Origin of the sequence: Desulfatibacillum aliphaticivorans DSM 15576, from assembly GCF_000429905.1 — a bacterium.
GTDB classification, from domain to species: domain Bacteria; phylum Desulfobacterota; class Desulfobacteria; order Desulfobacterales; family Desulfatibacillaceae; genus Desulfatibacillum; species Desulfatibacillum aliphaticivorans.
This window is the reverse complement of record NZ_AUCT01000037.1, coordinates 17,543-29,882: the sequence shown is the minus strand read 5'-3', so window position 1 is coordinate 29,882 and position 12,340 is coordinate 17,543. Positions and strand designations below refer to the sequence as shown.

6 protein-coding genes are annotated in these 12,340 nt (G+C 55.7%); 2 read left to right on the top strand and 4 right to left on the bottom strand.

Going from position 1 to position 12,340, the window contains the following annotated elements:
• Positions 1-49: 49 nt before the first annotated feature.
• The 4 genes from G491_RS0124020 to G491_RS0124005 all read right to left on the bottom strand — a co-directional run bounded on the left by G491_RS0124020 (position 50) and on the right by G491_RS0124005 (position 7,282).
• Positions 50-1,879 carry an ArnT family glycosyltransferase gene (locus G491_RS0124020; protein ID WP_028316356.1) on the bottom strand — a complete coding sequence of 610 codons (1,830 nt, stop codon included), beginning with the start codon at positions 1,877-1,879 and terminating at the stop codon, positions 50-52.
• Between the two features lie 232 nt (positions 1,880-2,111).
• A complete protein-coding gene (locus G491_RS0124015) occupies positions 2,112-4,400 on the bottom strand; it encodes a S16 family serine protease (RefSeq protein ID WP_028316355.1) in 2,289 nt (762 codons plus the stop codon).
• Between the two features lie 54 nt (positions 4,401-4,454).
• Complete coding sequence (locus G491_RS0124010; protein ID WP_157468535.1) at positions 4,455-5,639, bottom strand: hypothetical protein; 1,185 nt, start codon at positions 5,637-5,639, stop codon at positions 4,455-4,457.
• Positions 5,640-5,887: 248 nt separating this feature from the next.
• Complete coding sequence (locus G491_RS0124005; protein WP_028316353.1) at positions 5,888-7,282, bottom strand: sigma-54-dependent transcriptional regulator; 1,395 nt, start codon at positions 7,280-7,282, stop codon at positions 5,888-5,890.
• Between the two features lie 456 nt (positions 7,283-7,738).
• On the opposite strand from G491_RS0124005, the gene G491_RS32300 reads away from it, so the two are divergent.
• Positions 7,739-9,796, top strand: a complete 2,058-nt coding sequence (locus G491_RS32300; protein ID WP_051327500.1) for an RCC1 domain-containing protein — start codon at positions 7,739-7,741, stop codon at positions 9,794-9,796.
• Between the two features lie 13 nt (positions 9,797-9,809).
• Positions 9,810-12,143 (top strand): RCC1 domain-containing protein, encoded by a 2,334-nt coding sequence (locus tag G491_RS36785; protein ID WP_051327499.1) that lies wholly within the window; start codon positions 9,810-9,812, stop codon positions 12,141-12,143.
• Positions 12,144-12,340 lie beyond the last annotated feature (197 nt).

Below are 12,340 nucleotides of genomic sequence, written 5' to 3'. Positions count from 1 at the left end.
AATAACGGCCGGGCGCCCGGTAAGCATCGGCGATGAATGAAAGTCATGCTCAGGGAAGGTTCTCGACGCCCCTTTGTAGAAGGGCTTCTTGCAGCAACGCCTTTCGCACGCGCAGCACCACGGCCGCCGCCGGAGGAGTTCCGAAAATGTATACGGGAACAAAGCTCTGGGGAAAGGCGTTTACCACCTGCACCATGTACTGATTGCACGGCTCATCCGGGTCGTTCAGATTCATGACCAGAAAATCGGCGCCCTGCCTTAGGATCTCCCTTGCAGTCCATTCATTGGATTCAGGCAGCACGGCTCTGGGGTCGTCATAGGGCAGCTTGCACCACCAATAGGGCAGAAGGACCACGGGCCGCTCCGCGTGAAAGCATCCCAAAGCGGTCTGGCATCCCATAAGCAGGGCGTTTTCAGGCAGGTTTTCGCGGCTCCATACAAAAGCGCCGATCACCGGACAGGATCGGGCGCCGTGCTGCGTGTGGGAGACAAGATATGTATGTGCAGGCAGGGCGCTGAAGGGAATTGCGTCCGTCCATCCGTATTCGAGGCAGGGTTTCGATTCTTTCGCCAGGGACGCCAGTTGTCCTCTGTGCAAAGACGCTTCCTGCACCCTTTGGACGTATTGGGGGGAAACGCTCCCAAAGACCAGTACAATCGCTGCAAGGGCCGCGGCCATTTCCGCTTTGGGCGAAAGCTCCAGGGCTTTGACGAATCGCATAAAGCCCAGCACGCAAATCAGGACGAACCAGGGCAGGATGTAATTGACGTAACGCCCCCAGTACGAAGCGGCTAAGGATATCATGAGTAAATAGACAACGGGAAACAGGAGCGCCAGGCTCCAATCCTTTGCTCGAATCCTGGCCAAGGCTTCAAAAAGGAACAAGCCCGGAACGCCGAATTTGAACATGGCCTGGACGGCGCCTGCTGAAAGCAAAGATGACAAGGCCGCCGGGACGCCGTTCGCTTCCGAATGAGGCAGGGAAAACAATCCGGGCAGCGCCCTTTGGGGAATATGATCAAAACAATATCCGTAAAGGTGGTGGCTGTACCGGCTTAAGAGAGAGTCGAATTGCGGCGCCGGAAAATCGCAGCCCTTGGCGGTCAACTGCTTCAAATACTCCAAGTCTCCGGAAACCAGCAGAGGGACAGCCCAAAATCCCAGCAACGCCGCTGTCAGGCCCGCATACAGGCACGCGTGCTTGAATCGTTTATTCAACAGCATCCACAAAAAGGCGGCCGCCGCCAGGGGCAAACCCGGAAAACGCACATACAGGGCCGAGGCGGTGCACAGGCCGGCGGCAGCGATCCAGCCTACTTTTGGGGATTCCTGATAATAAAAGAGCATCAGGAGCGTGAGGGTTGAAAAAAGAATGTACGGGGAGTGGGTGAATATAACCGAAGCAAAGGCGATTGTGGACACGTTGACGCTGAGATAGAGGACCGACAAAAATGTCGGTGTGCGTCCAAGTTGAAAAAATCTCCTGAAAATCCAAGCTGCTATAAGGAGGGACGCCCAGTAGCACAGAGCGTTGAAGCCTTTTATGAACAGGATCGGCCGGGAATGCCCGGCGGCTTTCATAATCGCTCCGATGATGACCGGGTATCCCGGCGGGACGAAAGACTCAGGCGGATGTCCCGGAACGTCCAACTGGACGAGCTCTCCCTGTTGATAAACGGCGCGGCCCAGGTTCAGGTATCGGTAATTATCCCAGGTCCCGTTCATCAGGACGTTAAACGACAAATACAGCAGCGCGCCGATCGTCAAAGCCAGAGCCGTCCAGTATATCAAGGCCGGAATACGGACGCTTGGCTTTGCAGGATCGCTGACAAAGGGCGCATCGCTTGAGCAAGCGTTCTTGTTCAGCGTCGCCTTCATGAGCCTGATTGTTTTGCCAGGAACAGTGGTTGGCGCCGCGTATCAGCCGTTGGCCTAAAACGCGGGCTGCATAAGGGCCCCCACCCTTGTTACAATTACATAGATGATAATATCATGCAAAAATGAGGAAAAAAGTCAACACTTTCCAGATGATTGCTTTGCGTGCTTCGATAAAAGGGGATGTGAGGGAGCCCCTTGCGGGGCCCCCCTAAGCCGTACCAGCACCCCAAAGTTATGCGGCTTTGGCTTTTTGCGAGTCGTCAAGAGAGGGATTTTTCATCCGTTGGATGAAAAGGAGGTCTTTGCGGCTTCTTTGGGTTATACGATCCTCAACTTCGGCCTTATCCAGGCCCATGAGGATCTTGTAGGCATTGTATTTGGTTTTGCAGAAATATACGTCAAAGGGATCGTTCTCCCCTTCGGTGCGGTAAATGCGCACGCCGGGAATGTCGTCCTTTTGGATGTACCGGCAATGGGCGTTCACCAAAAGGGGTTCGATATCCTGCATATTCTGCCAGGGCACGCAGGCGCCTTCCATCCCGAGATCGATGTCCATGATGGAACGGACCTTTTCCGTGACCCCGCCCACGGCGAGAATGATGTCGCCGGTGAGCGATCCGGTGACTCCGTATTTCTGGGTCACCGGTTGTTTGATAAAATCAGATATAAGAGCAATGTCCATGGCTACGGAAGCGCTGTCGCCCTCCACGCCGCCGTGGATCTGTATGTATTCCACATGCATTTCGTAGCCCACGTAAGGGGCGCCGATGGTTTTTAAAACCTTTTTGATGGATGCGCGCACGTTCTGGGCCGCGGCTTTGGCGATGTCGCCCAGTTTGCCCGGCGCAGTCACAACATCCGCACCGCCTGCGTTAACCTGGCAGTGAATGGGCAGGGGATGGCCGAACATCCTGCCGCTGGAGCGGGAGGAGATGACGGCGAGGCCCACCACGTAGCCGATGGAGTCGGTGATGGCGCTGATGTATTTTTTCAGGGCCTTTTTATGCTCCATCACTTCCTTGGCGATGGCGCCTTCCAGGCTCAGGTGCTCGTCCATGGCGTAACGCACGTGCCTGGCTTCCACCAGGGGCGAGTTTTCCAGGATGGCTTCCAGCTCGGCGGTTTTGATGATGCCGTTGAAAGGCCTTAGCAGAGCGGTCAGCTTGCCTTCGGAGGCGCAGCAGCGGAGCTCCTTGACGATCTCCATGATGGCGTTGCGGGAGAAATCCCTTTCCTTCAGCGTATAATCGCTTGGCAGGGCCCGGCCGAAAATCACGCCGCTTCTTTTGCGCACGCCGTCGTAGCCTTCGCTGTCTATGACGTCTTTCCACGCGCCCATAAAGGCTTTGCCCAGGTTTTCCACTTCCTGTTTTATGTATTGGGCCACTTCCAGGGTGGTTTCCAGGCTTTCGGGCACCGCGCTTTCCATCTGGACAATTTCGCCCTTATCCTCCACGCGGCTCAAAAACGCGCCGTCTCCTTCGTCCTGCAGATATTGCAGGGTGTCGTGGTTGCAGCAGGCGATGATAATGTTGTCCGCATGGAGGGAGGTCTCGGAGCGGTCTGCGGCGCCGCTTCCCGTGTCGCGTCCGCCTTCCAGGACGTATTCCTTATTCTGCATGATCTCCAGGAGGTCGGACATGTAGCCCACTTTGACCATGGTTTTCAGCTCGTCAATATAAATGATGGGAGCTTTGGCGTGGGCGCCCAGGTAGGCCCTTTTGTGCGCGGGCGTCTGGAGATTGCTGGATTGATACGGATCGTGCCGGAACCCGCCTTTCATGTTCCGGGCGTTGGGCTCGGAAATGCGGGCCATGAGATCCTTGTCCTTCCTGGGATCGTACAACACTTCAGGCACCTGATCCTGGAGATGCTTGACCGCCACGCGGCGGGAGTCGCTGTTTTCCCGCTGGATCTTTTCCTGGGCCTTGTGGTTGTTCTCCTGCATGATCATGAAGATGGCGCCTATGCCCGTGATGCCGGTGGCGATAAAAGCCGCAGGATAAAAAACTCCGCCTATGGCCGTGGCCAGGGTGGCCAAAAGCAGGCCGTTGCGAATTTTTTTGACGGACTTGATTTCTTCGGCCAGGGAGAACTCGTCCATGCTGTTGCCGGCGTCTTCAATGGCGTGGTGGACGCTCGTAATGCGCTGCTCCAGCTTTTCCGGATTTTCGTAGGCAAAGCGTACGTGATTTTTGTCCTTGCCCGGATAAGCGGCAATGGCGCATTTGGGCCTTAAGTACTCGCCCATGGAACGGTCCAGGACTTCCTGGAACATGTTGGCCAAAAGGGATTTGCCCGTGCCCGGCCGGCCCACCATAAGGATGTGACCCCGGTTCTGGGCGATTTTCCGGATCGAGGACTTGGCCCGGTTCTGGAAGATGACCTTTTCAATCGGGTCCTTGGGTATGGAAATCTCCGAAGTGTCCTCTATGCCCGAAAGCCGCTCCTGCAGCTTTTCAGGATAGTGAAGCAGTTGCTCAATGCGGACGTAATCTTCGGGTTTGTAGGCGCTATCCATTCTTATAATAGTCTCCTAAAACGATCCCCAACTCGCCGTTCCCTCGGCCTCTTGTTACTGTACGCCCCGGATGGCGTCCAACAGGTAGTAAGTCCCAGCATCGGACACGGAAGTCATCTTGCTGATTTCCGAGTATAACTCGGGCAGTTCCGCCTTGATGCTGTCCAGGGCTTGAAAATCATGCATCACCGATATGGTGGTGAATACCTTGTCCTGCTCATCCCCTGTCTTGGGAATGTACGAAAACGCTATGCCAAACTGCTTGGTGTTCAACGAATGCATGACTGCGTCCATTTCGCTGAGCCCAATGTCGTAGGTTTCAAAAGCCTGCCTGTAAATCTCGGGAATCCGGGACGTGGAGTACCCAATCTCCATGTGATGGTTGAACAGAATTTTCGCGGCCATGGCTTTGCCTTCCATGCATTGATCCATGGCCTCTTTCATTTTCGGGTTGATGCGCAGGCAATTTTCCAAAAGTTGGATGTACTGTATGGTGTCCAGTTCCTGGACTTCAAATTTCATCCGGTTGTCGTCGTCCAGGACAAAGGCCTTGGTTTCGCCCCTGTGCATGAAGGTCACCAGCCGGAAGGACTTTTGATTGTCGTAGCCGTCAAAGTCGTAGGCGCCCATTTCAAACAGGCCGTTGGCCACATAAGCCCTGTCCAGGGTCACTCCCACGTCCAGGGTGATGCCCTCGGCAATGTAGGCCACTTTGTCTTCCAGACAGCCCTTGATAAGCAATTGGGAGCGATTCTTGCCGAAATCCTCGCAAATGCCCACAATGTCCTTCACCCGCGTGAGATCCAGTCCGTTCACCTGCTTGATAACCGAATTGTAGGGCCGCAACTGGCTTTCAATCCGTACCAGGTGTTTTTCCAATTCCTTGCTGTCCAAGGCGGAGCATGTGTTTTCCCTGGGGCTCATAAGAATCTGCGGCTCCATGGGCGTTTCCTTGAACATGCCGTGCATGAACCGGGGCAGAACTTTTTTGATCTTCGCCTTGAACCGGTTGGAAAAGGGTTCAATTGCATGAACTTCGCAGCCGACAAGCCTTTTCTTCACCTCTATGGGTTTGGGCCCCAACATATAATAGGCCAGGTCGGAAATTCTGTATTCCTTAACCGTGACCACTTCCGCCCCTTCCAGGATCAACCGAAGGTCCAGGTCGCGATATCTCCCTTCGGAAATAATCCAGATCCCATCGGGGCATACAACTTTTTCACAAGCAAATGCCTTCATCAGGACAAACCTCACGTAAATATTGGACCCAGTAGAATCAGTGAAACCCTGCCTGGAGCCGGTTCCCGTACAGCGGAACCACTGGGTCCCTTAGCAGTGTGGCTTGTACAAGTGGCAAGATCGGCGCCAAGAAAAAATTGATAGCCATTAATTTTTTAATAGGCTAAATTTAATGAGAATATTGTTGTTGTGAAAGAAGGGGATGTTTCCTGAAAAGTGAGGTTGAAGCCGACAAAATTGTAGGTGGCCTACGATTTTGTCGGCTTGGCTTTGTCTTTGGTCAGGCCGTAATTGGCCATTTTGTAGGAGACGACGCGTTCGCTCACGCCCAAGGTGCGGGCTGCATGGGCTTTCACCCATTGATTTTGTTCCAAGGCCTTTAAAATCATATGTTTTTCAATGCGCTCCACCACTTCAGGCAAGGTTCCCCGATAAGCATCTACCCTCAGAGGGTCTTCGCTCTGGGGCGCGGTGATCTCAAGGGGAAGGTCCGCGGTGCGGATCATGCTGCCATCGCACATGGCGGCGGCGCTTTCAATGGCGTTTTCAAGCTGCCGGACGTTTCCGGGCCACCGGTATTCCTGCATGATTTTCATGGCGTGCATGGAAAGAGTCTTAATGCTTCTGCCGCCCACCTGCCCGTACCTTTTAAGGAAGTGGGAGATCAAAAGAGGGATGTCTTCCGGGTGCTCCCGCAAAGCCGGGGTGGTCATGCCGATCACGTTCAACCTGTAAAAGAGGTCTTCCCGGAATTTTCCCTTGCGGACCAGGTCTTTGAGGTCGCGGTTTGTGGCGGCCACCAGGCGGAAGTCCGAGTGGATGGGTTCCTGGGCGCCGACCCGTTCAAAGGTCTTATCCTGGAGCACCCTAAGCAGCTTCACCTGGATGTCGGCCGGGATGTCGCCCACTTCGTCCAGGAACAGGGTGCCCTTGTTCGCCAGCTCAAAGCGGCCCATATGGTCCCGGTGGGCGTCGGTGAAAGCGCCTTTAACATGCCCGAACAGCTCGCTTTCCAGGGTGCCGGAGGAAAAGGCCGAGCAGTTGACCGCCACAAAAGGACCTTCCTTCAAGGGGCCGTTATAATGGACGGCTTTGGCGGCAAGCTCCTTGCCGGTCCCGCTTTCTCCGGTGATGAGGACGTTGGCTGTGCTTTTGGAGGCCTTGTGGATGCTCTCGAACAGGATCTGCATCTGGGGGCTTTGGCCGACAATATTGGTGAAGTGGTATTTCTTCTCCACTTCCTTTTGCAGCCGGGACAGGCGGGATTTCATCCTGTTGATGTTAAGGGTCTTCTCCACCAACACAACGATATCCAATGGATCCACTGGTTTGACGAGATACTCAATGGCTCCCAGACGCATGGCGTTCATGGTCATGTCCACGCTGCCGTGAGCGGTCACCATGACGAAAGGAATATCCATACCCCGGTCTTTCATGGCCTGCAGCAATTCAAAGCCATCCAATCCGGGCATTTGGTAGTCGGCGATCACCAGATCCACCGGGGTCTCTTCCAGGATTTTAAGGGCCTGGATGCCGTCGTTGGCCACTACCGGAGTGAGAGATTGCTTTTCTAATGTATTTTTTAGGATTGCGGTCGTCGTTCTATCGTCGTCCGCAACCAATATTGTCAAATCACGACTCATGGTCCTACAGTTCCGTTTCTTCGGACGTCATTAAAAAACTTGATGTGAGTGGCTTATAGCATCGAAGGGGATATCGGCACAAGGAGTTTAAATCTTTATCCTGTCAAAAAAGGGCGCAAATGATGAGAATTCCACGCCTGTCTAAAAAGTGAGAGGTCTTTAAACGGGCTTTGTGAGTTCCCAATGCGCCCCCTGAGCACCGCAAGCTGTGCGCCTGCATAGCGTCATTAACCAACGAAACTGAAATTCGGCGCTATGTTTTGGGTGGCCGCTGCAGGGCCGTATCTCATCAGAGGCCATAGCGTTCTTTTTCTCTTTTGAAGGTTTTCCTGTGAGCTCCCTCGTATTATCCATCGACTATGCTTATTTTGTTCGTTACAGGCAAATCGATGGTAAAATAATGATTGAAATATTTCACAATTAATACTATTCAAATTTTGCAGCCTGAAATTTCTCTTGGAAAAAAATTGGCCTTGCCGCAGTTTTTACCAAGACTCTGTGGTTTTTTGCCATTTTCAACACTCTAAAACATTCTTTGCCGCCAGGATTGTCGCCGCTCCCATCCGATTTACCTTTATCATCCTGTTACTGGTTGTCCTTTTTCCGGTCTTTTTTCTTGCCGCTCCATACCCCGTGTTCGCAGCGGATTCCGGCTGCAACTTCACCGGATCCATGCTTGCAGCCGGGTTGGAGCACTCCCTGGCTTTAAAAGAGGACGGGACGGTATGGGCCTGGGGCGCCAATGGCGCCGGCCAGCTTGGCCTGGGCGACAATCTGGACCGAAGCGGGCCGGAGCAGGCGATGGTGGTTTCCGGCATCGTTTCCCTGGCTGCGGGCAAATATTTTTCCCTGGCTTTGGCCTCGGACGGGGCTGTCTGGGCCTGGGGCGGGAATAATTTCGGGCAACTGGGCCTGGGGGGCAATGAAGATTGCCTGACGCCTTCACAGACCCTGGTTCTTTCCAATGTCGCGGCTATGGCAGGGGGCGATTACCATGCCCTGGCGGCGACGCAGACCGGAGAGGTCTGGGCCTGGGGCCGCAATAACAGCGGCCAGTTGGGGTTTGTCGGCGACGATGCCGACGCGCCGGTTCGGATTTCCGATCTTGATGATGTTTCGGCGGTCGCAGCGGGGGAGTTATTTTCCCTGGCTTTGAAAAATGACGGCACGGTCTGGGCCTGGGGGAGCAATGGAAACGCCCAGTTGGGAACCGGAGTCTCCGGGGATAGCATTGCAACCCCGACCGCCATTGGCGTTCTTTCCAATATCACAGCCATTGCAGCGGGCAAGCAATTCGGCCTGGCCCTGGCTGAAGACGGCTCTTTATGGGCCTGGGGCGCCAACGGGTCCGGCCAACTCGGCTTGGGGAATTTTCAAAGCCCCCAGGCGCCGGGGCGCGTCGCGACCTTGTCCTACGTAACGGCCATTGGGGCCGGGTGGTATCATGCTATGGCGGTCACCCAGGGCGGAGCCTTGTGGGCCTGGGGAGGGAATGACGAAGGCCGTCTTGGGATCGGCGCAACCGGCGATCAAAACCTGCCCGTCCAAGTGTCTTCTAAAGCCTATGTCGTCTCTTTGGCAGGAGGGGAGAAGCACTCCCTGGCCCTTGCCGCCGACGGTTCGGTCTGGTCCTGGGGATCGAACGCCAGCGGCCAGTTGGGCTTGGAAAGCCTGACTCCTGCATCCGTGCTTGCACCGGTCCACGCCCTCTATTCCGGGGAGGATTTTTTCCTGTTTGACGATACGGACGAGGACGGAACAGGCGACATCTGCGACGGCTGCCCTGACGATCCGTTCAAGACGGCGCCCGGTCTCTCCGGCTGCGGCCGCAGCGAGCCCATGTTGGACACGCAAGGGCCTCACGTTCTGGCGCTGGATGCGGAAGGCGCCTTGTGGTCCTGGGGATGGAACGAATTCGGCCAGTTGGGCCTTGGCGACGTGCTAACCCGGACCCAGCCCGTGCAGGCGGCCTCGTCAATTTCAAATATTGCGTTTCTCCGCGCAGGCTGGGATCATTCCCTGGCCTTGACCAGGGACGGCTCTTTATACTCCTGGGGCAATAACAGCGACGGCCAGTTGGGGATGGGCGATGCAATTTCTCGAACCCTGCCCGTGCAGGTCCCCGTGATTTCCAACGTAGCGGATATGTCAGCCGGATATGTATTCTCATTGGCAGTGACCCGGGACGGCAGGCTGTGGGCCTGGGGCGATAATAGTCATGGCCAGCTTGGCCTGGGCGACCTTGATGATCGCCATGAGCCGGAACGGCTTCCCGATTTCGGCGCTGTCGCCGCCGTGGACGGTGGATTGCTCCACACCCTGGCCGTCACCAGGGACGGTTACGCATGGGGTTGGGGATTGAACAATTATCATCAAGCAGGCCCGGACGCTCAGGTGACGCTTGACCAGCCTGTGCAAATAGGCGGCTTATCAGATATTACGGCTGTTTCGGCAGGCGCTTACCATTCCCTGGCCCTGGATCGGTTCGGCCAGGTTTTGGGCATGGGGATATAATAACAACGGCCAATTGGGGCTGGGCCACGACGATAACGCCGCCAATCCCACGCAAGTGGAAGCCATTGCAAATGTTATTGCTATAAGCGCTGGAGGACACCACTCCTGCGTCTTGACTGCGGACGGCTCGGTGTGGGTCTGGGGAAGCAACCAGGAAGGCGAGTTGGGGCTTGGAGAGATTGATGGGCCGGAAAGCCCGGTTCGCCTGGAAGGCATTCCCCCGGCTGTCGCCATTGCAACAGGGTATAGTAATACAGCGGTATTGACGGCGGAGGGAACCGTGCTGATTTTCGGCGACAACCAATACGGCCAGTTGGGAAACTGGGATTATGTATATTCAAGCACTCCCGTCCATGTGGAATACTCCGGCGGTAACTTGCAATTGTTTAACGACAACGACGCCGACGGTTCGGACGACGATGTTTCCGACAATTGTCCAGGCGTCTCCAACCCGGACCAGAAGGACCCGGACGGAGACGGTCTCGGCGACGCCTGCGACAATTGCCCTGACGGCTTCAACCCGGGCCAGGAGGATATGGATTCCGACGGCGTGGGCGACGCCTGCGATAATAACAACGACAGCGACACAATCCCTGATGAAACGGATAACTGCCCTTTTATGGCCAATGAAGATCAATGGGATACGGACGGCGACGGCGTGGGCGACGCCTGCGACAACTGCGCCTTGGTTGCCAATGACGACCAGGCTGACGGCGACGGGGATGGTTTGGGCGACGCCTGCGATAATTGTGTGGCAACGGTAAATCCCGACCAATATGATTGGGATAGCGACGGCATTGGAGACGCTTGCGATGATGGGGATTCGGATGGGGTGTATGATGATATGGACAATTGCCCGGAAACGCCCAATTACAGCCAGGAAGATGCAGACGGAGATTGGAAGGGCGACGCCTGCGACGGCTGCCCTTACGATCCGTTCAAGTCGGAGCCCGGCGTCTCCGGCTGCGGCAATGCCGTCCCCATTGTTGCGGCGGGCTATCGCCACTCTCTGGCGCTGACTTCCGGCGGTGAAGTGTTTGCCTGGGGTTCCAATGGCGCCGGCCAGCTAGGGCTTGGGACCAGCGGCGATGGGGCTGATGAAAGAACGCCGCAGAAAGTAAATGCCCTTTCCAACGTAACTGCATTAGCCGCCGGAGAATTTCACTCCCTGGCTTTGGCCCGGGACGGCTCGGTGTGGTCCTGGGGGAATAATTTATGGGGCCAGTTGGGGCTGGGAACCAGTGGATCGAATACAGATAAAGCCACGCCGCAAAAAGTGGAAGCCCTTTCCAACGTGGTCGCAATAGTTGCTGGAAGTTATCATACCCTGGCTTTGGCCCGGGACGGCTCGGTGTGGGCCTGGGGGGATAATTATTACGGCCAGCTAGGGCTTGGGACCAGCGGCTTAGGGGCTGATGAAAGTACGCCGCAGAAAGTGGAAGCCCTTTCCAATGCGGCCGCAATAGTCGCTGGAGATAATCACTCCCTGGCTTTGGCTCGGGACGGCTCGGTATGGAGTTGGGGGCGCAATGACTACGGCCAGTTGGGGCTGATGGATTACAGTGAGATAAAAACGACGCCCCAGCAGGTGACCGGCATCGCAGGCCTTGTCGCCATGGCCGGCGGAGGTTTGCATACCCTGGCCGTAACCCAAGACGGCGCGGTGTGGGCCTGGGGGTATAATGAATATGGCCAGGCGGGGACGGGCACGTCCGTTTGTTGTTATAGCTCACCGGTTCATGCGATTTATTCCGGCGCTGATTTTCACCTGTTTGACGATACGGACGGCGATGGCCTGGATGACGACTTATTTGACAACTGCTTCGGAATTTTCAATCCCGGCCAGGAAGACGCGGACGGAGACGGCGTGGGCGACGAATGCGATAACTGCCCTTCCACGGCCAACGCCCAACAGGGGGATGAGGACGGAGACGGCCTGGGCGACGCTTGCGATAACTGCCCTTCCAACTTCAACGACTTACAGGAAGACGCGGACGGAGACGGCGTGGGCGACCCTTGCGACAATTGCCCGGGAGACGTTAATCCGGACCAAGCCGATGATGACCGCGATAACGTAGGAAACCCCTGCGACAACTGCCCGTTCACTTCCAACGTCGACCAGGCTGATTACGACAACGACGGCATAGGCGACGACTGCTTAGGCAGGAACTCCAGCGACGTCGATAATAACGGCGAGGTAAATCTGGAAGACGCCATCATCTGCCTGCAGATCATTGTAAATCAGTATGAAGGGGTCCTGAAACAGGATAACGCCCTGGGTTACGACGGCGTTTTTGACACGCAAGAGGCCCTGTTCATCCTCCAAAGCCTGGCGGGGGTGAGGTAGCTAAAAAGGATTTTGTCGGGTCGCTCCGCATGGGGATCTCGGGAATCCATATCATTCCCAGCGGGCCGGGGGCCTTTGGATTTTACTATGCTCCAGATGGCTCCGCGTGCCCCGACCTACGTAACAAGTTAAAATATAGGCTGATTTTGTAGGTCGGGTTACGAAGTCCAGCTCTACGCCTCACACCGGCGAGAACG